We start from the raw sequence: 23,629 nt of genomic DNA on the forward strand, positions 1-23,629 counted from the left end.
TTATTTGTATTGTGTAGTGCGACATTGACGGTTGCTTTTGGGGTTATCCCAGTTTTGGTTGACCGTTGGAGGCGCTCAAGCCTCCATCGACCGGCACGATCGTACCGGTCACAAAGCGAGCATCTTCGCTTGCCAGGAATGCAATCACGTCCGCGACTTCCTCGGACTTTCCTGCACGCCCCATCGCGATTCGATTTGCGAACGCCGAAACAACCTCGTCGTTCTCCATCACCGCTTCGGCCATCTCGGTATCGGTTAGACTTGGCGCGACCGCATTGATGCGAACGCCCTGCGGAGCAAAATCCAAAGCCAGTGCCTTGGTCATCAGCGTCACCGCGCCCTTGCTAGCGTCATATGCGAACGCTCCCCAGTCGCCGCCGAGTCCCGACACAGAGGAAACGTTGACGACCGAGCCTTTCGTTTTCACCAAGTGCGGCAACGCTGCCTTGGTCACTAGGAAGGGGCCTTTGGCATTGATGTTCATTTGCTTGTCCCAGTCCGCCGCGGAGAGCTTGTCGATCGTACCGCCGACAAAGACTCCTGCGTTGTTGACGACCACATCGAGTCGTCCGTAGGTCTTGATGGTTTGAGCAATCATGTTCTCAACCACGGCTTCCGAAGAAACATCGCCCGTCACGACCAAGCTATTCTCCACACCGATTTCCTCCGCCACCGCGCTAAGCTTGCTCTCGGTACGACCATTGAGAACCACTTTGAAACCATCTCGAGCAAACCGCTTGGCGGTCGCAGCACCAATCCCAGACCCTGCACCGGTGACCACAGCGACTTTATCATGCGACATCGTTTTTCCTCTCTAGATTTCCATGGGGGATGCAGGATTGCCGGTCCGAAAGTCTTGCAATGGGGTCACTTTCAAGCTGGCTACCTCTGCTACGATCCGTTTGATCGTCTGGACTCGCAATCAGCATGTCGCAAGCGGTGTGCCATCGGCGGCTGAAGCAGATAAAACGTGAGGAATTCGGCCAGAGGAGCCAAGAATGGCATTACCGCCGAGAAGGTCGATCCGCGAAGTGCCCACATGAGCGCAGTTGCCGAAAGCCGGGTGTCAATTAGCGGGCAGCTATGTAGAACCGTTGTCCCAACGGCTCGGTTCACTAGATTGACGATACCTCCGTGAACCTTTGAGAGAAACGTTCTACATCTCAATCCCGTGCTGCTTCATCATCCGGTACAGCTTGCGTCGCTCGACGCCGAGGATGCGGGCCGCAGCGGATTTGTTACCGTTTTCCTGTTCAAGCACTTCCTTGATATGGTCTCGCTGCAACGTCACCAGCGAACCTTCGGAATCCGCATCGGCATGGGACGAATCAGCCGACGGTGGCTCGAATTGGTCCGGCAAATCCTCGATCATGATAACATCGTCCGACAGGATCTTGGCACGCTCGATCGTGTTGATGAGTTGCCTCACATTGCCTGGCCAAGCGAAGTCCAGTAATGCAGCGCGAGCATCATCATCAAGCTGATGTTGATCCCCCAGAAAATGATCGACCAAGCGTTCGACATCGTCTCCTCGTGCGCGGAGCGGTGGCAGATCGATTGCCAGAACGTTGATGCGATAGTACAAATCCTCGCGAAATCGCCCTTCGGCCACTTCCGTTTGAAGGTGCCGATTGGTCGCCGCGACGATCCGCACATCGACACGACGTTCTTTTTCCGAGCCAACACGACGCATCGAGCCGTCTTCGAGCACTCGTAGCAACTTGGGTTGCAACGCAAGCGGCAACTCGCCAACTTCGTCAATAAACAACGTGCTGCGGTCGGCTACCTCGAACAATCCTGGCTTCGCCGCGGTCGCGCCGGTGAAGGATCCTTTCTCATGTCCAAACAATTCGCTTTCGACGAGTTGCTCGGGCAACGCCGCGCAGTTCACCGTCACCATCGGTCGCCCACCGCGTGAGCTGCCCTGATGGATCGCTTGGGCGACCAATTCTTTTCCTGTTCCACTCTCGCCTTCGATCAACACCGGTTTGTCGGTCGGGGCGACTCGATCAATCAGACGAAATACTTTCTTCATCGGCTCGCACTCGCCGAGCATCTTCGCGGCCGGCCGCTTGGTTCGGTCGATCACTTCACGCAATTGCGAGTTCTCTTTTCGCAAGCGGCGACGTTCCATCGCAGCCCAACATCTGCGTTGCAGCTCGGGCATCGGAAACGGTTTGGAGAGAAAGTCGTAGACGCCACGCCGCATCGACTCGACCGCATTTTCGATCGAGCCTTCCCCGGTTAAGACGATGATTTCGGTGTCGGGATTCGAGTCCCGCATCCGCTGGACCAGCTCCAAGCCGCTCAGCCCCGGCAGATTCCAATCGAGCACCGCGATGTCAAAGTCACGTTTTTCACACTGGCTGATGCCATCCTGGCCGCTGGTGGTGTGGGTGACCCGATGGCCATTTTTCTCAAACCAACGCACACATCCCGACGCAAAATCCGAATCATCGTCCACAAACAGAATGTCAAAAGCTTTGTTATCCATGCGGCGTATTGTAGAACAATTGTCGGTAATTGGCCGCAGGACTATGCGTGGCCGGGAACATTTGAGACAAATGTTCGATGAAACTTCGATCAAGCGAATCTTGCCCTGAACCGAGAACTTGAAATGCTGAGCCGAGATTTGCTGGAAAGTGATTTGCAGGGGCAAACGCGTGTGCTGAAACGATTGGCTCAAGGGGCGTCGCTCGATGAAGTCCTGGACACACTGGTCGAAGTCGCGGAAGAGTCGCGACCTGAAATGATCGGCTCGATTCTGTTGTTAGATCAACCATCGGGTCGTTTGCAGCACGGGGCCTCTCGTCGGCTGCCCGATTTTTACTGTGCGGGTGTCGACGGCTTGATGCCTGGACCCAAAGTCGGTTCGTGTGGCACGGCTGCCTTCACAGGCGAACGCGTTATCGTCGAAGACATCAATACTGATCCGCTTTGGGAAGCCGGCCGCGAGCTTGCCCTGCGAGCGTCGCTACAAGCATGTTGGTCACAACCCATCATCGCGTCGACCGGTGAAGTCCTCGGTACGTTTGCGATGTACTACAACGAACCTCGTACACCGCAAGCAAGTGATCTCGAGTTTGTCTCGAGCAGCGCGGATTTGGCTGCGTTGGCGATTCAACGAGTTCGCTATCAGAGCGAAGTCGAGCGGGAACGGGCCGTATTGAAGACGATCGTAAGCGGCGTCCCCGACGCGCTGGTTTCCAGCGGGCTGGACCGCAAGATCACTCACTTTAGTCGCAGTGCGAGTCGGGTTTTTGGATACGAAGCGGAAGAAGTTTTGGGAAGATCGACCTCGCTGTTGTACGCTGACTCCGCCGACTACGATCGGTTGGCCCAAGAAGGATTTAACCCAGGATCGTCCGAAGCGATCGATCTGACGGAGATCCAGTGGCGGAAGAAATCGGGAGCGACATTTCCCGGTGAGATAGTGGCATCGACGATCCGCGATGAAGACGGCAATCCGCTCGGCTATCTCGGTTTGATCCGCGACATCACCGACCGCAAAATCGCCGACGCCAAGCTGGCAGCGAGTCAAGACAAAGTGGTCCAGTCGGAACGGCTCGCTGCGATGGGGCAAATGGTTTCGGCGATCGCTCACGAAAGCCGCAACGCGTTACAGAGAATTCAAGTCAGCGTGGACATCCTGCGATACGAAATTGAGGAGGGGACCGACGCTCGCGATGATCTGGATCGGATCAGTCGTGCACAGCAAGATTTGCAGCACCTGCATGACGAGCTGCGCAGTTTCGCCGGTCCCATCCATTTGGACACTACAATGACAGACGTGTCCCGCGTATGGCGGCAAGCCTGGACGAACTTGCACGTGTCGCGAACCGGTCGCGATGCACAACTCAATGAAGCGATCGACGGCGTCGATTTGAATTGCCAATTGGACGCGTTCCGAATCGAGCAGGTGTTCCGCAACCTTTTCGAGAACTCCTTGACCGCTTGCGACGACCCGGTCCGCATTTCAGTGACCTGCCGCAACGTCGAACTCGACGGAGAGCCTGCAATCTCGATCTCCGTGCGAGACAACGGGCCAGGCATTGCCGAAGAACTGAGATCACGGGTTTTTGAGGCGTTTCACACGACAAAGGCAAAAGGAACCGGGTTAGGCATGGCGATTGCTAATCGATTCATTAAAGCACATCACGGCACCATTAAGGTCGGAAACGATACCGACGGCGGTGCCGAGTTCCTGATTACGTTGCCACGAAAGATCGAATGAAACGCCGCCTGAGAATCGTGATCGCCGACGATGAAGCGGATATACGTCAGGGCGTGCGTCGGCTTCTCGGTAAACTTGGTTACGAAGTGGTGGGCGAAGCGGGCGACGGCCGTGAATTGGTCGAGCTATGTCGTCAGACGGAACCTGACCTTGTGATCACCGACGTCCGAATGCCGGAGATGTCGGGAATCGAAGCGGCGATCCAGATCAACAAGACGCAAACGATTCCGGTCATCGTTGTCTCTTCGTACGAGCGACCCGGTAGCGATGATTTGCACTGCGACGATTGTGACTGCATCGCCGACTTCTTGCTCAAACCCGTCAGCGTGCCGAACTTGCAAGCCGCGATCGCACGAGCTTGCCCCGCAACGTAGGAGGAGCGTCCGGCTTTAAAGTTAAGAATCTGCTTCACCCGCCCCGCAACGCGGGGAGGGTCGGAAATCGAGCCTGCTGCGAGATTTTGGGGAGGTGAGGCACGCTAAACGACGAGCTTCGAGCGACTTCAAAGCCGTACGACCTCGTAGTCTATGCTGGCCAATGGAGATGTGAGCTGTGCGTATATGGGCAACCACGTGCGCATGTTACGCGGTATTACGAGGCCAGGCGGCGAGACACTGCGGAGCCAATCTGCTTGACATTGCAGCGCTCGATCACGGTGCTGTCACAGCCATTGAAAATCGCCAACTCGTTGAGTTTTCGCGCGAGTTTGTCGATGAAGGCGTCCACGTGTTTGAGTTCTTTTTCGATCACCAGATTACGGACAACCAAGTTGCGGTTCCTGCGATCGGCTTTCGGGTCAAGCCGACCCACCAATTCATCGCCGAACAGGATCGGCAGACAAAAGTAACCGTGCTTCCGCTTGCTTTCGGGAACGTAGCATTCGATTTGATAATCGAAATCAAACAACTGAGCCATTCGCTTTCGCTGGATCACAAGGTTGTCGAATGGCGATAACAAATGGACGTTCCTCGCAACCCGAGCTGGGCGATCCTGCTCAATCATATCCGTTTGCGAGTAGTAAACATTGGGGTTCCCGTGCACGCGAACCTGGACAATCTCGTTGTCGGCAAGCATTTGCTGGATCTGTTTCCTCAGTGCTAACTTGATGCCTTTACGCAGGTATCCGATTTCCGATTCGGTGGCGAATCCTTGAGATTGGATCGTGCGGATAATCAAATACCTGTAAAACTCTTCACTGGTCGGTGTGCTGGTATCCAATCTCGATGGCAAAATGCGCTCGGGCAAATCAAATACTTTTTCAAATCCGTCGCGATGGCTGACCATCAATTTCCCTTCGATGAACAGCTGCTCCAACGCAATTTTTTCCGGCTTCTTCGCTCCCCAGAAATGCAGCGTTTTGCTTCCTGACGCAGCGAAATCACGGGCTTTTAGCGGACCGTCCGAACGAATCCGCTGCATTACCGACGCCATCACTTTTTTGTCTGGCGTTCGCCAATGCTTTTGCCCCGAAGCGATCGCATTCATGTAGGGCAAACAGTAGCGGTAGTCTTGCATCGGCAAGTACGCGGCGGCATGGGCCCAGTACTCAAAGATCTTGCGGTCCTTTTGCAATGCATCCAGGTGATTGTTGCGAAACGTTGCAACGCGTGTCCAAAACGTGTGATGGTGGGCTCGATTGATGACCGAGATCGTATCGATCTGGATATAGCCGAGTCGATCGATGCAATCATGCAGTGCCGAATCCCCGCGGCCGAACGCGTTGCTTTTGTGCAAACCTTGGCGGTTGATGACAAGACGTTTGGCTTGAGCAGGCGACAATTCGATCATAGAGTAGCATCGATGAATAACAGGCGAAAAAGTGTCGGGGCGAAAAGGTGTTGGACACTTTGTGGAAATTTTGGCAATTGAGTTTATCCTATGCGGTACGGAGACTCGCGTTCAGGAATCAAACGTTTGCCGGGCTCAGCAATTTGCTGCAGCGCCGCTTTCCCACGCGAACTTAGAGGGCGAACGTTTGGTTCAGCAGTCGCCGGGTCAATTCAAAAGCGGTTCGGCGTGGTAGCCAGATCCGAGCTTTACCACGAGCGTCCACCCACAGGTCCGCCGTTTCCGCGTCGATTTTGACACGTACCTCGTAAAGGCTGCCGAGCGGTCGTGTGCCGACATGGGCTGTGGAGGAACCGGGCGACAGCGTCACCGAATCTTGCAATTGCCTCGGGATCGATTTTGCATTGGCACTTGCAATCGACTCGACTTCCCCGTCGAAGACTTCGCCGGGAAGATGGACGAGACGCAAACGGACGGCCAATCCTGGCTGAAGTTCAACGATTTCTTCTTGGGGAACGAACGCCATCATTTGCCATTGCTTTCCTGAGCCAATCGTACAAATCCGTGTTCCCGTTGCCAAAAACGCATTTTGATTTTGTGGGTCCAGAGGTTGGTCATCCCATTCGGGCAGCTCCTCTTCGACGGTTTCGTTGATGTCTCGTGTGACCGGCAAAACGACACCGCTTGTGGTTGCAAATAAACGGAGTGCGTGGAGTTGATCGGCAAGTTGCTGTACTTGTCTACCAAGGTCGTCACGCCTCGCAATTGCTGCGGGGATCATCGATCGAGTCGCGGGGTCGGTAGCACCGAGGGATTCGAGGTGTTCAAGCCAAGCGACCGCTCGTTCCCATTCTCCACGAACCTGCATTTGCTCGATCTTCAATTCAGGGTTCTCAAGTCGGGCGATAAGATCGCCACGTTGTACAGGATCGCCATATTTTCGGTTCACTTCGACTAAGCGACCTCCGGTAGCAACGTAGACATCGACAGCGGGGCTTGGCTGAACGATCGCCGGCACGGTCATCCAGTTCGGTAGCGGAAGGAAAAAGAAAACGATCAAAAGCAACCCGAGTCCAACAGCGGAAAGGATGACATTGCGACTTGCGACACCTCGCCGACCGGATGGACTAAACCTGCGTTGCAATTGACGTCGTGCTGGAAAAATGACGCTGGTGGCGACAAGCCAAACACCGCCAACCATGGCTAGCCACTCTAACCCGAGAGGTTTAAGCATGGCATGTAGGAACAGCAACATGAAACCCAGTACCAAGTAGCGGTAGGCAATCGATGCGATGCCATAAACGATTAAGAACAGGCGGGTGAATCGGTCGTCCATCGGATCACCATCCGACACAATCCCAAGCAAAAGTCGTTCGATTGCCGAACGGACTGCCGCACGAGACCGCGACCAGAGATTGAAAATACCGAGGCCATCGGAAAGCAAGTAATAGCCGTCGTACCGAAGTAGCGGATTGCCGTTGAGCAACACGGTGTTGACCGATCCGATTAACATCACGTTGAGGCAAACGGTATGAAACAATCCTGGCTGACTCCACCACCACAACCAAGTTGCGGCGGCCGCGAGCACCAATTCGACATAGATCCCGGCTGCGGAAATGAACATCCGATGTCGACGCTGGGGAAGACGCCACGCGTCCGAAACATCGCAGTAGAGACACGGCATCAAGAGCATCAACAACACGCCCATCTCTTTCACTTGGATCCCGAACCGTCGACAGACTAGCGCGTGACCGAACTCATGCAAGATTTTGATCCCAGCGGCAACGCCCAGCAAGACAAACCACTGGTTCGGCTGCGCCAGCATGTCTAGACTCGGCAAACTTGCTCGCAGTGTCGCGAATTGAGTGGTCACCAGCAGGATCGCCGAGCACATCAATAGCACACTAAACAACACCATGATTGGCGAAAAGAACCAAGCCACGTGAGGCGCGATCCGGCCCAAGATCCAGGCAGGATCAAAGCCAGGAAGTCGAATCACCAGCGGATTGAGCCATTGTTGTTGCCAGCGACGACGACGTTCCTCGGCGCCAAGATCGGCCAACATGGTTGCTTGGTTGGGGGAAAGCGATTCGACCAACCCCTCGCGGTGCCAACGAGCGATCAACGCAATCAATCGTGCCGGGTCCAAGCGTCGTCGCACATGCCCGGTTTCGAACCGTTGTCTAACGTTGGCAACACTCGCATCCTCGTCGAGCAGTCGCAACAACTCGTATTCCTCGTCGAGCAGATAAAAATACTGACGCACCAACGGATCGGACAAAATCCAAACACGCCCTGCTCGCGTCCACGATTCAACGCTCGTCAGACCGCCACGCATGCGAACGCCGAGTCGTCGGTCTATGGCGGTTTTCACCATCGAACTGTCAACGTTCCGCGAGTACCCGGACGTAACCGCAAGTCTTGGTTATCGACATCGACCCAGATTTTGACTTGGCCCGATTCCGGTTCGATTTCAGGGTCGATGAATGTCACACGTCCCGGAAATTCATCATCCGCATCACTTCGCTCCGACGGAACCGTCAACGTTGCTGCATCCCCCACGGCCATCCGCTTGCGCGGATTCTCTCGATCAACCGCCGGCGTTGCCCCATTTGCAGTGGGACGCTGTAAACTCACCTGGTCGGCAGGAACAAATCCAACACAGCGGAGCTGGTCAAGTGGCTGGATGCGAACCACCGACTGACCCGGGATCACCCATTCGCCTGGATCGTGGTAAACCTCATTGACCATTCCGGAGATCGGAGCCGTGATGTGGTGCCGCTTGGTCCGACTACGAGCCTGGTTCCACTTTTGGGTTTGGAATTGTTGTGTCAATTGAGCGATTTCGTTCTCGTGCTTGCGCTGCCATAAAAGAGTTTGGGCATCGGTGTTTTTCAAGCGATAGTCATCGACTTCCGAGAGCGACAAGCTACGGTTGAATTGAGCCAGCGCTTCTTCGGCACGTTGCAGATTGTTTGCGGCGACGGTGGCTGCTGCTTCTGCGGCGGCGACCAGCGGCGCGGTCTGGGCCTGTTTGATGGCAATCTTCATTTCGACTTCCGCCAACGCTTCGTTTTGCTTGGCTTCTTCATCATCAATCCGCGCCATGGGCTCGCCGACCTTCACCATTTGACCCACTCGGACCGTGATCTCGGCCAACACGCCCGTCTCCCTTGCAGGCACCTCCGTGGCATTGATGCTGGTGACCAGTGCTCGCGGAATCTCGATCACTTCACACGACGCCGTTCCCGTCATCGCAATGAGAAGAGCCAACACCAGCGTCGGAAGGATCGGACGTCGTAAGAAAATATTCGAAAGGATGGGTAAAGATTGCATCGAAGTGAAAGGCATTAAAAGAAGAGATGAAGACAGATTGCATCCCACAGTTCGTGGAACCAGACATAGCCGAGCGCGTGTTGTCCGCAATGGATCTGACCACGAACCTGAGTCCCGGCACGCAGCAACCCTTGCGGTGGCGAATCGATCGCTGCGATCACCTCGACCACGGGACCTTCATCGGACATCGACGTGATTTGGGCAACGTTGATGATTTTCCCATGTAAACGATCTTGAGGATGGCTGGCGATGACATACTCCACGTCCAATTCCCGCTTGAGTTCACGACGGGCGTTTTGGACGTGACCGGCACCCCCGTCGGGCAGTTCTAGCTTCAGGATCCAGGGACTATCGGCGGCCGCGATTCGAAGCAATTGCTGACCGCGTCGCACGGGTCGGCCTCGCAGCGTCTGCTCAACTTGCCAGGTCAATACAACGCCATCGAGAGGGCTTTTGATCGCTAATCGATCGCGTTCGCCGCGCAGCAAGGAAAGCTGTTCGAGGTAGCTATCCAAGGTTGCCTGCAACTGTGTTTCCTCAGCCGCCAAGTGGTTGCCGCCGGAATCCGACCCGACTCCATCACGAGAGTCACGGCGACCGCTTGAAGACCCATTCAAGTTTCGTCTGCGAGCGGATTCAGCTGCAATCAGTTGCTTCTTTGTTGACTCGACGGCACCCTCGATACGACGAAGTTCTAGTTCCAAATCCGGTGAGTGCATCTGCAATAGCGTGTCCCCGGAAGCCACCGTTTGATTGTGCTGGACGAGGACATCGTCAATGTTGCCGTCGCGTGGCGCAAAGCAACCGCGGACCACGGCGGGTTGCAATGTACCGGTAGACTCGATCGTCAGTTCGGCGGGGATCAACATCAGTGCCGATGCAATGAAAACGAATGCCAAAGTAGCCCAAACGATTCGATGAACGCCCGCCAGACCGCGGCGTTCGGTCATGCTGCGCAAACCAGAAAGGACGCGGCGGAAAGGCAGCCGTGAGTGGATTGCTGCGTTTCGCAATGCCACTGCGGCAGTCGCGGTCAATTTCGTTGCCGTGGGAGCCGCGGAGTGCAGGGCCGATGGATTGGCGAACTCAAGTAACAACACTCCCACCGGAGCGCCGGAGGGCATCGCCAATCCTTCAGACTCACTCTCGAGGGTTGCGTCCACATCGGCGGTTGAACGCAACAACTCTAGGGGCAATGCCAGCAAACAGCCCAAATGAGATTCATCAAGATGAGCGTCAAGTGCTTCCATGGCCTGGGGAGGAAGGTCATGGTCCTGGCCGTCATGAATCAACGGCTTTTTTAACGTAGCAACGATGGACGCCAATTTCGCCAACTTTCGGACGGGAGGCGATCGCGGGTCGAGCGTTGAAACGCCGCTAACGGCAAGCACGCGTTGATCGAGATTTCGATTCGGACTTGACGAACGGCCACTTGTAGAATGAATCGTGACACTCGCTCTTTGGCACCGCGTTGCTGTTACGGTGGCCGCAACAATCGCCATTGCGGTTCGATGCAAGTCCACGCTGCTGTGGATGGAATCACTAAACGTTCGCAGCTGATGTTCACTACTCAGTGCCGTTTGCAGCCGCAGGATCATTTGATGGCCGAGATGATCCTCGAACAACAATCCGTACGCTTGGAGCAATTCGGCTGCAGCGTCGATCTCCTTTGCCCTTGCCTGGTGGGCATCGTTGGTGAGTGCAGGAAGGAGGGCAGCTTGCAATACGATGCTGGGGGCTTGAGTGGCGACTTGGGCAATCGAGAGCGATAGCCATACTGACCCATCCTCGGCCATGACTCGCTCACACTTTCCGACGCCGGTTGCGTCGCTGCTGAGAGTCGCAGACGCTGATCCTGCTACGGGCGCGGGTCCTGTCGCAGACGCTGATCCAGGCGTAATTTCGCTGTCGTTTGATCCCCCAGGTGGTTCACCCGCAATCGCTATTTGATGCCAATGACCTTGTTCGGATTGCCACACCCGTGACCGACGGGCTCGAATATCCCGAACCAAGCAATTCAGCAAGGCCTGAGAGAACTCTGCGGTCGAAATCGGCTGCCTAGCTAACCGCCCTAGGTACTCGAAACGATCTTGAAAGCGGTCGAGAGGAGTGTTTTCGGGTTCTGGCGGCAAAGAGGTGTACATGGGATTCATCGGGAAACCGTTGGGGACGGGAAGCGGCCATGAACCGATGAAATAATCTGAAAAAACGACAATTTTAACGATTGTACCGGATGGGGGCCCGTCGTCGAGCCGATGACATCCCAATATCGTCGCATCAATGCGGAGCTGATTTTATCGATCAGAAATACCATATTTCTCCTCAGCCCAAAAAGCAGTGGAACCGCGTGTCCAACAATCGAAACAACAGAATGGGCAATCTGATTGCACCGCTCGATCGATTGAGGCGAGTCGTGATCGGTAGGGCAGGGATCGTCGTCCTCATTGCCCTGCTCGTCGTCGTCATTGCGGGATGTCACACCAATGTGCCAAAACGATCGATCACAGGCGAGATCGATTCAATGCAAGCATTGGCGAACGGCGTTGAGTTTGACTCGGTTGTCGACATGCCTGCCGCGGCGGACACCGGTGTACCTTTCACTGTCTACGATCAGGCCACCGAGTACTGGGATCTGACCGCAGAAGAAGCGATTCATATTGCGCTTCAGAATTCGACCGTGCTGCGAGACCTTGGTGGTTTGACTGTTCGATCGCCCGATCAAGTGCCGACCGTCTATGATCCGGTACTGCGAGAAACGGATCCTCGGTTCGGTGTCGATGCAGCCCTGTCGGCTTTCGATGCTCAGCTGAATGCGTTGGCGGTATTCGAGAACAATGACCGCGCCGTCAACAACCGGTTCCTGGGCGGAGGCGCCAATCTGATCAAGCAGGACTTAGGTAATTACCGAGTTGAGTTAACCAAGAAAGCCGCGACCGGAACCGATTTTACGCTGCGACAAGTCATCGACTATGACGCCAACAATTTGCCTGGCAATCTGTTTTCGAGCGGTTGGACGGCGCAATTGGAGGGCGAGGTTCGGCATCCGTTGTTGCAAGGGGCCGGCGTTGGTTTCAATCGCATCGCAGGTCCAGCCGCAACCCCCGGGAACCTAAATGGAGTGGTTCTGGCGAGGCTCAACACGGACATGAGCGTCATCGATTTTGAACAAGACATTCGTGACGTTGTCAATCAAATTGAGAATGCCTATTGGGACCTCTACTTTGCCTACCGATTGCTCGAATCACGCAAAGCGGCGCGTGACCGAACCTTACAAGTGCTCAAGCAGATCCAAGCCAAAGGCGGAAATTTGCCAGGCGGCGTCGCCGAGCAGGAAGCGTTGGCCGAAGCACAATTCTATGCCTATGAAATTGAGATCCAAAATGTGCTGGGTGGCCGGTTGGTTGAAGGCACGCTCGCTAACAACGGCAGTCGTGGAGGGACGTTTCGCGGAACCGTAGGCATTCATGTTGCCGAGCGACGGTTGAGATTGTTGATGGGCGTGCCGCTGGCCGATGGACGCTTGATCCGACCCGCTCGAGATCCCATTCTAGCGCGTATTGTGTTCGACTGGGACGAGGTCGTCAGCGAGTCGATGCGCCGACGAACCGAACTGCGTAAGCAACAAATTGCTCTGCATCGACGTGAAATGGAAGTCGTTGCCAATCGTAATTTTTTACTGCCTCAACTTGACATGATTGGGCGATATCGGTTTCGCGGGTTTGGAAAGGATTTGATCAATTCCGATCGTCAGCCGGGCCTCTTGGTTCCTCCGCTGACATCGCCGAAGTTCGACAATGCGTTTCAAGATCTGACGACGGGCGATTTCCAGGAATGGTTATTAGGGATGGAGATGTCGATGCCAGTCGGTTATCGCGCCGCCTACAACGCCGTCCGCAACGCTCAATTACAGTTGGCCCGTGACCGAGCGGTGATGGAAGAAGCACAACGTGTGATCACGCACGATCTGTCCAATGCCGTCACCGATTTGTACCGCGCCTATGAAGTGGGCCGAGCGTCGTATCATCGCCGTCTTGCGGTTCAAAAGCGTTTGAAACTTCTTGAAGAGCGAAATGAACGGACCGGACGGATTGAACCCGCGGTGTTATTGGATGTCTACAGACAGGTTGCCGACGCGGACGCGGAATACTTTCGCGCCTTGGTGGACCAGACCGTTGCGATCAAGAATGTGCACTTCGAAAAGGGGTCACTGCTCGACTACACCTCTGTCTACCTGGTTGATTCCCAATAGCCCCTCTATCATAGCAATCCAAGTTTGTCCTACCTGAGTTCAAGATAGTCATTCGATGGAACACACAAACCGATCCTTGCTCGAACTCGCCCGCGGCGGTAACGACGCAGCTTGGTCTCAATTGGTCGATATTTACCAACCATTGATCGCGAGTTGGCTTCGTCGTTACTCGATCCCCGCGCAAGATGCGGCCGACGTCGCTCAAGAGATCATGACGATCATGATCAAGGAGCTACCACGATTCGAGCACTCGGGAAGGACTGGAGCGTTTCGCAGCTGGCTTCGTAGTGTCACAGCGAATCGCGTTCGCCAGTTTTGGCGGGACGGACGATTGCGACCCATTGCGACCGGGGATGATGATTTCCGTATGATGCTCAGTGAATTGGAGGATCCCAACAGCGAGATGACGCGGCGTTGGAATGAGCAACATGACGTCCATGTTTTGCAGCATATCACTCTCGCTATCGAAGGGGAGTTTACCGAAAAATCGATGCAAGTTTTTCGCCGCCATGTGCTCCAACAGCGCGATGCCAGTGAAGTGGCCAAAGAAGCGGGTATTTCTAGCGCGGGGGTCTATCAGATCAAATCCCGTATTCTGAGGCGATTGCGTCAGGAAGCCGAGGGACTGCTTCAAACCGCTGACGACGGCGAAGTTTGAACGTTCGGATTGCCCCGAGAGATAAGGAAAACGCCAGCGTTTTGCCCCTCCGATGGAGTCGGTTTCTTCTATTGATTTGGTAGGTGCGTATAGCTATCCTCGCGACATTAAGCAGGTAGGCAGGAGTCTTTCGGTAGATTAGCCATTTTGGCGTTAGCCACGGTTCAACCGGGGCTAACGCCCAAGCGGCTAATGGGATTTCACCCAATCATTCCTGCCTCCCTGCTTAGCTGTGCGACGAAGAGTTGCACCGATGGACACAGCACCCCACAACGGCGTTATTATTAGGAAGATAGTTAACGTCTCAATGACGGCATTTCCGAAAAACCCTAGGTTCACTTGGGCGTTTTGTTGATCGTCATTTCACGATTCGAATTCCACAGGGCGAGTTCTCCTATTGGAAGAGCCTGCACATCGGTACGGCGGGAAGGTAACGTCAAACTCCAGGACCGCATTGATTAGTGATGGCATGTAAGAGCAAGCTTTCTGAAATCGTCGCAACCGATTCCGACCTTGCTCCCAAGAGTCGTTTGTTGTCGATGGTCGATGGTTTCGATGGCGACCATCCCTCGGATCAACAACTCGACGACTATTCGAACGGTCGCCTTGACGACAAGTTGTTGTCGGAGGTGGATGACCACATTGCACAATGTTCGACCTGCTGCGATCGCTTGCATGGTTTGCCAGTCGAAGACCTTTTCTTGGACAAGCTTCGCACCGCCGACGCAAGTATCCAGCCGTTTCAGAACGGTCGTCGAATTGGGGATTACCGCTTGGTTCGAATGATCGGCCAAGGAGGCATGGGGATTGTCTACGAGGCAATGCAGGTCTCCCTTTCCCGGCGAGTGGCGTTGAAGGTGCTTCACACCGCGAACGTGCATGACGTGGAGTCGTTACACCGTTTTCGTCGTGAAGCTCGAGCGGCGGCTAATTTGCACCATACCAACATCGTCCCCATTTTCGAAATCGGCGAGACGGAGGACTGCCAATACTTTGCCATGCAGTTGATCCGAGGTCGTTCGTTGGCCCAGGTCTATAACGAGCTTCGTGAAACTCCGCAGACCGATCCCGACCTTAGCGATGCGGACCTCGACTACGAGCTGCATGCTCGCTCGATTGCTCAGATGGGAGCCCAGGTCGCCAGTGCGCTTGCGCACGCTCACGCACGCGGCGTTGTCCATCGCGACATCAAGCCGTCGAACCTCTTGCTAGATGACACGGGGGTCGTGTGGGTCGCTGACTTTGGTCTCGCCAAAGTTGATGATGACGAGTTGACGCAAACCGGTCAGTTGTTGGGAACGCTTCGTTACCTTTCGCCCGAGCGGTTTCGTGGCGTTGCCGATGAACGTTGCGATATCTATGCGTTAGGCGCATCGCTCTATGAGTTGTTGGTTCGTGAGCGATTGTTCAAGGCAAGTGATCGCGTTGAGCTGATGCAGGATGTCCTTCATCGCGATCCCCCCGCACCGTGTCATGTTAACCCAAACCTGCCACGAGATCTTGAAACGATTGTTCTGAAGGCCATCGCTAAAGATTCGGCCAAACGTTACCAGACGGCGGCGGAGATGGCCGACGATCTGCAGCGGTTTTGCGATCAGGAAGAAATTTCTGCACGTCGTATGCGAATTTCCGAACGATTGCTGACTGCCTTTCAAACGAGGAGGCTCAGCCACGTCTTGATCGCCGCTTTGGTCTCTGGACTACTTTTTAGCCTGGGGCTGTTGCTCCAACGTGTGCATCAAGCTGAACGATCCAATCAAACGCTTGTAGCCGCGATGCGAGTTGGCGCCGGCTCGGACGGTAGAGGCCCTGATTCCTCGCATGTTCCATTGACCTTACAAACAACTCAACGATTGCAGGTAGCTCAACGGTTGCTGGCAAGTAGGCAATGGGAAGACGTGGAGGAGCAGATGCGGTCGGGACGCGCGCTTGCGTCATTGCAGCCGCTCTCGGTGATGCTAGATCTCGACGGGGCAGCAGAATTGCAAGACAACATTCGCTTGCGAATCGCCTCGATCCTAAGTCAATCGCCTCGACCGCTGACAAGTTGGCAACAGGTGGGACCGATTCGCCAATTACGTTTTCAACCTGAGCCTGCTCGACTTTTATTTCAGGACGGGGAGGGCTTGATTCGATCTCGGTCACTTGTCGAGCCCCACGCGGAAACCGCTCCGGTTGCCAGCGTTGGAACGATCGACCGCCCAAAGATGGAAGGCAGCAATTCGTGGTCGAAACCTCTGGCTTGGCATCAGCCGCGGCCACGAGTGAGCATCCTCAGCCACGACGGTAGTCAAGTGGCATTCGCTACGGCAAACACCGCGGGGGCCCCCGGCGATTCGGTTTGGTTGATCCCTGCGGACGTCACCGAAAATCGATCGTTTCCGATGCCGCGATTGGAGATCCCAACTACCGGTTCGGTCACGTCAATTGCCTTTAGCGACGACGACCGGTATCTCGCGGTCGGTAATCTACAGGGATTGATACGTGTTTGGGATTTGGCAGCCAGCAATTCAACGTCCCATCCCCTTTCCCTTGACGCGATGATCGAATCACTCCATTGGATTGAACGTGTCGCCACGGGGCAGGGTTCGCCGAGCGGTGAGAATGGGACAAGTGTCTACACGCTCTTGGAAAGGGGCGTTGATGAATCCAGCCCGCACGAGACCGCCAGGGCCGTATGCATGGAAGCGAACTGTGTGGCGGTGGCGTTGCGGGATGATCTCGCTCGAGATGAACTTGCGGAGAGTTCGAGCACCATGGACGGACGACAAGATCAGCGGAACTTGTCGGTGCTGCAATTGAATTTTCACTCCAAGACTCCGCCTTCAGCGGCTCCGCGTTCAGGACTTGCTCTGACTGATTCCCAACCGACGTTAATTCATTACGACCAACCGATCGGGTGGTTGCGCTGGGATGCCGAGGCTGCGGTGTTGATTGTCGGCGGCGTTGAGGGGCGATTGGAATTGCTCCGGCTACAGCCCGACGTTCACGTCACCAGCTCATTGGCGGTCGATTTTCAAGTGACCTGCGCCGAACTCGATCTATCGACGGGGCGAATCGCAATCGGTGGCGTAGACGACCGAGGCTATGGCGCGGTGCAACTTTGGGACACTCATTCGGACGCAGCGCTAACGCCCATCGGGCGATCCCCCATGGCAATCGCAGAAGTTGAGCTCGTCGCGGGAGCAGAGGCTGTCGTCTGCCACGATCGTGACGGGACATCGTGGAGGTTCGAGTTCAGCGAATTGAACGAGTCCGCTGAAGAGATCCAAGCGGAAGTTCAATGGATCCTTGGCTATCGTGCTGGGCCTGAGGGAAGCCCGGTCGCGTTGACGTCGGAACAGTGGGATAGTTTACGTCAGCGTCGGGAACGCACCGCCACGGGTGTGGCTAGTCGCGTTGCGTCCGGCGACGATTCTCAGCGAGTGGACAATTGGTACCTGCAGCGGATTGACGAGGCATTGCGTCAACAGCGGTACGCAACCGCGCGAAGACGAATCGAACAACTACCTAGCTCGATTCGGCAAGCTTCCCGTGTGAAACTCATCGAGGGGCTGGTGGCGATGAAGGAAGGGCAACTAGATTTGGCAGCCGACACCTTGCGAGGCGTCGTGGCCGCTGCGGACTGGGTCGACCTTTCGGATTCTTCCATCAATATTTTGAAGCATTGGCTGGTCACCGTCGAATCGGACCAACACAAACGCAATCGAAGCAAGAAATGATCGGGATACGAGCCAATTTGCGGGTTTCATCCCTCCATTACCGTCAGACATTCGGGTTGAGTTGCCTTACGATACCGGATAGGCGGCCATCCCATTTGCACCCCTATACTCTCACTGGACCACGCGGTCTGCATTACGGAAATCGTTGTTCATGAAAAACCATCCGGTACATTGGTACGAGGGCCTTCTGCTTAGGCCGCAACACTTCCAGGCCGGCGAACGCCACTGGAATGAGGTCCTGCAAACGTCCGAACGTTGGGATCACCCCTACAGCTACGGTCTTAAATCGATCCGGTTCAGCGAGGAAGCGCTGGCCAACCAGCAATTCCAAATCGACCAACTGCAAGCCCGAATGCCCGATGGCACTCTGGTCGATCTGGGGATCGGGCAACAACCCGATCGTCTGAGTTTAAAGGCGGGATTGCAAGATTCTCAACCGCTGATGACCGAGTTGGCCGAAGGATTCGAAAACGAATCGACGGTGCGGGTTTACTTAGGCATCCCCAAGCTGCAATTGGGACGGTCGAATGTCGATCAAGGAACTTCCGATCCGCAATCAATCGGTTCGGGAGCTTCCGCAGAGGTGACTCGATTTCGAACCGCTCGATTGGAAGTCCAAGATGAAAGCCAAGGTGGCAATGACCAGGAGCTCGAGTTCCGTACGCTCAATGCGCGACTCTTGCTTTCCACCCAAGACCTGAGCGGCTACGAACTTTGCCCGATCGCTCAAATCAAGCGTTCTGGTGATGGAGATTCGCAGCCACGGATCGACCCATCGTACATCCCCCCTGTCATTTCGATCGACGCATGGCCGGGGCTCGGTCGCGATGTCGTCCGTGCGATCTATGACATGATCGGTCAAAAATTAGAGGTGCTTAGTCAGCAGATTCTAAGTCGCGGCATCGGTTTGGAGACAAACGAACCGGGGGATGCCGACCGAATCTTGATGCTCAATCAACTCAACACGGCTTTCACGACGCTGGGTGTGATGGCGTTTGCCCAAGGCGTGCATCCTTATCAAGCTTACGAAGAACTGTGTCGTATTGTCGGCCAATTATCGATCTTCAGCGATGCTCGGCGAGCGGAGGAAGTGCCTCCTTATGACCACGAGGACTTGGCACGAATTTTCCATCTCATTCGCGCCCGGATTGAGACGCTACTGAACGCGGTTCGCAGTTACAAGTACGAACAGCGGTACTTTGTTGGCGTTGGATTAGGGATGCAGGTTTCGCTGGAACCACGCTGGTTCAACTCGGACTGGAAGTGGTACATCGGTGTGTTCAAGGGCGATTTGACCGAACAAGAGTGCCGCGACCTGTTATCGCCTGGTCATTTGGATTGGAAGCTTGGCAGCAGTCGTCAGGTTGAATTTTTGTTCAGTCATCGTGCCGAAGGTTTGGAATTGAAGCAAGCGGACCACGCGGTCCGTGCGTTGCCGAGTCGACGAGATTGGGTATATTACGAAGTCCCTCGTACGGGGTCACCCGCATGGCTTGATGTGCAGGAGACGCAGTCGATGGCAATGCGACTAAAGGAAGCTCTGATCGTCAACCGGGATCGGTTGCAAGGAGAGCGGAATTTGGTGGTCACCGCGTTCGGACGCACGGTGACGTTGCAATTCGCACTTTTTTCGGTGCCACAATCCACATGATGCCCGATCGAAAGATGGTGATATGACACCTCAATTTGCTCAAGCGGTCGACCCCATCTTCCTTTATGCTCTCGATCTGATGACGCGGATTGGAGATAACGAGAATCCGTTGCCTCACGAGGAGCGAATCCGCATTCGCTCGTTGATTGATCAGGCGAGTGCGATGCTGCCCAACGGGGATCAATGGGAATTGGCCAAGTATGCCATTGTCTCTTGGATCGACGATATCTTGGTTCAAAGTTCATGGAGCCACGCATCGTGGTGGCAAAACAATGTGATGGAAGTGGAACTGTTCAATACTCGGCTTTGCTTTGAACAGTTTTTCGTGAACGCCCAACGGGCGGCGGGGTCCCCCAACCGGGATGCATTAGAGGTCTGTTACATCTGTGGAATCCTTGGGTTTCGTGGACTCTATGCCGATCCTCAAACGGCCGCAGTGCTTACTCAAAAGCATGGCCTGCCCGCTGATTTTCCGACCTGGGCGCGACAGGTTTCGATGTCCATTCGGCTCGGTCAAGGCCGCCCTGAGCTTGATACGCCGGGCCGCGAATTGTACGGTGCGCCACCGCTGAAGAAAAAATCACGGGTCGTTTGGCCTTGGCTGGCCGCTTCGATGTTGTTCGTCTGCATCGTCATCCATTTCCTCTGGTCGCAAACCCAATAGTCACGTTTGATGTCAGACGCACCTGAATCCACCCCGCCCCCGTCACGCCGCATGCATCGTTGGCTTTCGAGACTGATCCCGTCGACGGCGCCCGGATGTGCCGCTGTGCTCACGTGGCTGTTCTTGGTCACCTTGGTTGCTGTGGTTTGGACTTTCTTTTATCTCGATCCCAATAACGTTCCTTGGCGGCATGCGATCGGTTTTGGCCGAATTTTGTTGGTCATTGCCTTTGTCTTTATCATTCCGATCGTGCTGTATCGTGCACTGCGACTTTGGCTAGAAGGAGAAAAGTCGTTGTACCCCGAGATTGATCATTCCTGGGCAGCCGGAATCGAGGCCCTAAAAGAACAAGGGCTCGAGATTCGCGAGATGGCGGTCTATTTGGTCATCGGTTCGCGTAGCCTTGGACAAGAGCGAGCGATCATGCAGACCGGTCAACTTGATTTGCGGGTCGAGTGTGTGCCCGAGGGTCCTGCACCGTTGCACTGGTACGCCACCTCCGATTCGGTTTACTTGTTTTGTAGCGACGCCAGTTGGTCGAGTGGTTTGGCTGCGAAACGCCAACGTCACTATGAAGAATTCGGCGACCCGTCGGCGCGGCGACCCGCCGCCGCCGCTTCGCCCACGCCGGCATCACCACCGCCATCATCGGCGCCTGCGACATCGGCGCCCGCACCGATGGGCACTGTCCCAAGTCCGGCGGGACCGATGGCATCGGAACGCCCCATGGGGACGGTGCAATTGGATCAGTTTCTTCCATCGCAAGGCCCGGCTGGGACGCCAACGGAACCTGCGCCCGTGTCAGGCCCAGCCTCTTCCGCGATCCGTGGGACGATGCAATTGGGAGGCGAATTCCTGCAACCGGAACCGCACGCTGAATCGGACGAAGTCTTTGGTGATTCCGGAACCGAACGCAAGCCAATCACTCTGAATTCCAAAGAGTCAACGCAGCGTATCGGACGATTGACTTACCTTTGCCAACAGATCAATCGGGTTCGTGAACCACTTTGCCCCATCAATGGTATCCTTTCGCTGCTGCCGTACGCTGCAATTGACAGTGGCACGGGCGATGCGGATGCATTACAGCAAGCCGTTAAATCGGATTTGACGACCATTCATTACATGCTTCAAGTGCGCTGCCCTGTGACAGCCTTGGTGACCGACATGGAACGCCAACAAGGCTTCCGAGAGTTGATGCGTCGGGTTGGCCGTCAACGCGTGTCGGCGCAGCGGTTTGGACGAAAGTATGACTGTCGCACGTTGGCCACCGAGTCTGAAATGGCTGCCTTGGGCGAGCTGGTTTGTGGAACGTTTGAAGATTGGGTTTACGCCTTGTTTCGCGAGGATGAAGCCATGACCCGGCCCGGTAACCAGCGTTTGTATCATCTGCTCTGTCAAATTCGCTGTACCTTGAAATCTCGGCTGATTGATGTGCTTCAAGGTGCCTTCGCCTATGATCCCGAACAGGGGTCCGCCGAAGATGGTTTGCTATTTAGCGGCTGCTATTTTGCAGCCACGGGAGAGCGTTCGGACCATCGCGCTTTCGTCGGCGGCATCTTGAGCAAAATGGATGAGGAGCAAGAGCTGGTTGAATGGACAGGCGACGCATTGCGCGACGACTTGCGACGGGAGCGTCTCGCGACGGTTGGTTTGGTCGTCAGCCTGATCTTGTTGGTTGTCCTGATCGGGATGATCGTTTGGTAAAACGGAACTCCGGAGGTCACGGTTGGGTTCGCCGCAGGGGCCCGTGGGCACCCATAACCGTTGATCCAATTTAGGACGTTCCGTTTCCAGCGAGAGATCTGCTTTGACTCGAGAAAGATCAACGGTTACTGGAAATCAGGTGACATCGAAGGTTCGGGCACCATCCGTCTCTCACGGCCACCGCATCAAAATTTAAGATGCGATGAATCGCATGTGAATTGACGTTTTCAAGCCTAGCAAAACGCGAAGTCAAATGTGATTGCCGCGTTCTTTCCATTGCTTGAGCGAGCGGAGTTTCTCGAAACGATGATCCGCGTGGATACTATCGGGTGGCGAGAGTCTGTGCCGGATTCTCGATGTCGCTTTTGAAGTGGACGCCAGCCGAATCTGAACCGGTTATACGACCGAGAACATGAGCCTCGCTGAACAGGACACTTCACGCTCACGGCTGTGGAGGTGAAGCGAAAAATCGCGGGCTGAAAAACCAATGTTCTCGAAAGCCGTCGGATCCAATAACATCGCTGACGCGACGGCTGTGTCCCTAAGGTTGCTGCTGCACAGCGAATGGAATTTCAAACTCGAATTGGTGGCCGGCGATCCCCGGGACATGTTTCGTCCCCTCGCATAACACTTCGCTGTTGGGATGAAACGTGCACGCTTGGACCCGATCATTGGCAGGGTGAAAACGGTATAACCGCAGCCAACCGGTGCTGTAATCGGAAAGCAGCTGATGGACCTGGTTGCCATGGTCACCCGTAGCGACTTCGTGCAGCGAGTGGCTACGGCTTTGATCTCCGCAGCAAATCATCGAGAGATTGGAATGCTTGCGAAAACACTTGTTCCACATTTGTTCCGGCGTATTCCCACGCTCGCCATGGATCTTTTTCCATTGCATCCGTCCCTTGGGCGCATCCATGAAATCACTTGGGGATTCTGGACGTTGCAGGGGGCCAAGGCACATGTGCGTGGTGACGATGGCACACCGGTCGACGTGCTGTTCTAACACTTCGTCGGCCCACGCCAAAACGTCGTCCGGAGCGTTACACTCCAGATGCAAAAAAACGAAGTCGATACCGGCGGCTGAAAACAGTTGGAAGCTGTTGACGTTGTTGCCCGAAATCTCGCCACTATGCGACTTGGGTGTATAACAGCCACCGTACCAATTAAAGTCGTCGAATCGCGTGGTGGGAAAGTACTTTTGAAATAAGGACGCGTCACCGATCCTTGTCATATCGTGATTGCCGACCGATATTCCGTAAGGAATTTTGCCATGCAAACGGTTCATGCACTGTTGAGCGACGGTCCACTGGGCGTCGATATTCTTATCGACGATATCGCCAACATGACTAACAAAGACGATGTTCTGCTTCTCCTGGTTTTCGAGAATCCAGTCGATGTGTTGCGAGAATATCGTGTTCTTCAGTTGGTCGTTTTCGCGACGATAGGCCTGGGTGTCGGGGATGACGACGATCGAAAACGAACCGGGGCTTGGGGCGGAGAGGGTTCGCTCTTGAGCATGCGATTGGGAAGGGGAAAGTCCCAACGGGGACGCCAAGACAAGCGAAAGGAAGGAGAGTGAGAGCTCTCTGCGCGTGAAATGGATCAACGGTTCGTTTCTCTTTG

15 protein-coding genes are annotated in these 23,629 nt (G+C 55.1%); 8 read left to right on the top strand and 7 right to left on the bottom strand.

Annotation, left to right across the window (positions count from 1 at the left end):
* Window positions 1-43: 43 nt before the first annotated feature.
* Complete coding sequence (locus Pla52o_RS13525) at window positions 44-802, bottom strand: SDR family NAD(P)-dependent oxidoreductase (protein WP_146595120.1); 759 nt, start codon at window positions 800-802, stop codon at window positions 44-46.
* A gap of 354 nt (window positions 803-1,156) precedes the next feature.
* Window positions 1,157-2,494, bottom strand: a complete 1,338-nt coding sequence (locus tag Pla52o_RS13530) for a sigma-54-dependent transcriptional regulator (RefSeq protein WP_146595121.1) — start codon at window positions 2,492-2,494, stop codon at window positions 1,157-1,159.
* Between the two features lie 123 nt (window positions 2,495-2,617).
* Here Pla52o_RS13530 and Pla52o_RS13535 point away from each other — a divergent pair, with 123 nt between their 5' ends.
* Together Pla52o_RS13535 and Pla52o_RS13540 are read left to right on the top strand one after the other, a co-directional pair.
* Window positions 2,618-4,234, top strand: coding sequence for an ATP-binding protein (locus tag Pla52o_RS13535; protein ID WP_231612314.1), 1,617 nt, complete (start codon window positions 2,618-2,620; stop codon window positions 4,232-4,234).
* Window positions 4,231-4,608: a response regulator gene (locus Pla52o_RS13540; RefSeq protein WP_146595122.1), complete on the top strand. Its 378-nt coding sequence runs from the start codon at window positions 4,231-4,233 to the stop codon at window positions 4,606-4,608. The genes Pla52o_RS13535 and Pla52o_RS13540 overlap by 4 nt, the downstream gene beginning before the upstream one ends.
* Window positions 4,609-4,825: 217 nt before the next feature.
* Here Pla52o_RS13540 and Pla52o_RS13545 read toward each other — a convergent pair whose 3' ends face one another.
* From Pla52o_RS13545 to Pla52o_RS13560, 4 genes are all read right to left on the bottom strand, one after another.
* A complete protein-coding gene (locus tag Pla52o_RS13545; RefSeq protein WP_146595123.1) occupies window positions 4,826-6,022 on the bottom strand; it encodes a winged helix-turn-helix domain-containing protein in 1,197 nt (398 codons plus the stop codon).
* Between the two features lie 172 nt (window positions 6,023-6,194).
* A complete protein-coding gene (locus Pla52o_RS13550) occupies window positions 6,195-8,396 on the bottom strand; it encodes a site-2 protease family protein (protein ID WP_197169219.1) in 2,202 nt (733 codons plus the stop codon).
* The gene (locus Pla52o_RS13555) at window positions 8,393-9,358 is read right to left on the bottom strand and encodes an efflux RND transporter periplasmic adaptor subunit (RefSeq protein WP_231612315.1); all 966 of its coding nucleotides are present in this window, start codon (window positions 9,356-9,358) and stop codon (window positions 8,393-8,395) included. The genes Pla52o_RS13550 and Pla52o_RS13555 overlap by 4 nt, the downstream gene beginning before the upstream one ends.
* 14 nt (window positions 9,359-9,372) lie before the next feature.
* Window positions 9,373-11,154 (bottom strand): efflux RND transporter periplasmic adaptor subunit, encoded by a 1,782-nt coding sequence (locus Pla52o_RS13560; RefSeq protein WP_197169221.1) that lies wholly within the window; start codon window positions 11,152-11,154, stop codon window positions 9,373-9,375.
* Between the two features lie 575 nt (window positions 11,155-11,729).
* Between Pla52o_RS13560 and Pla52o_RS13565 the strand changes: the two genes are divergently transcribed.
* From Pla52o_RS13565 to Pla52o_RS13590, 6 genes are all read left to right on the top strand, one after another.
* Complete coding sequence (locus tag Pla52o_RS13565; RefSeq protein ID WP_197169222.1) at window positions 11,730-13,607, top strand: TolC family protein; 1,878 nt, start codon at window positions 11,730-11,732, stop codon at window positions 13,605-13,607.
* Between the two features lie 55 nt (window positions 13,608-13,662).
* On the top strand, window positions 13,663-14,265 hold the full coding sequence (locus Pla52o_RS13570; protein WP_146595128.1) for an RNA polymerase sigma factor: 603 nt from the start codon (window positions 13,663-13,665) through the stop codon (window positions 14,263-14,265).
* Window positions 14,266-14,729: 464 nt separating this feature from the next.
* On the top strand, window positions 14,730-17,987 hold the full coding sequence (locus Pla52o_RS13575; RefSeq protein WP_146595129.1) for a protein kinase domain-containing protein: 3,258 nt from the start codon (window positions 14,730-14,732) through the stop codon (window positions 17,985-17,987).
* 151 nt (window positions 17,988-18,138) lie between these two features.
* On the top strand, window positions 18,139-19,638 hold the full coding sequence (gene tssK / locus Pla52o_RS13580; RefSeq protein ID WP_146595130.1) for a type VI secretion system baseplate subunit TssK: 1,500 nt from the start codon (window positions 18,139-18,141) through the stop codon (window positions 19,636-19,638).
* Window positions 19,639-19,660: 22 nt separating this feature from the next.
* A complete protein-coding gene (locus tag Pla52o_RS13585; protein WP_146595131.1) occupies window positions 19,661-20,302 on the top strand; it encodes a DotU family type IV/VI secretion system protein in 642 nt (213 codons plus the stop codon).
* A gap of 9 nt (window positions 20,303-20,311) precedes the next feature.
* The gene (locus tag Pla52o_RS13590) at window positions 20,312-22,006 is read left to right on the top strand and encodes a type VI secretion protein IcmF/TssM N-terminal domain-containing protein (protein WP_146595132.1); all 1,695 of its coding nucleotides are present in this window, start codon (window positions 20,312-20,314) and stop codon (window positions 22,004-22,006) included.
* Window positions 22,007-22,547: 541 nt separating this feature from the next.
* On the opposite strand, the gene Pla52o_RS13595 is transcribed toward Pla52o_RS13590, so the two are convergent.
* Complete coding sequence (locus Pla52o_RS13595; RefSeq protein ID WP_231612316.1) at window positions 22,548-23,612, bottom strand: metallophosphoesterase; 1,065 nt, start codon at window positions 23,610-23,612, stop codon at window positions 22,548-22,550.
* Window positions 23,613-23,629 lie beyond the last annotated feature (17 nt).

It is taken from the genome of Novipirellula galeiformis (assembly GCF_007860095.1).
Classification (GTDB): Bacteria; Planctomycetota; Planctomycetia; order Pirellulales; family Pirellulaceae; genus Novipirellula; species Novipirellula galeiformis.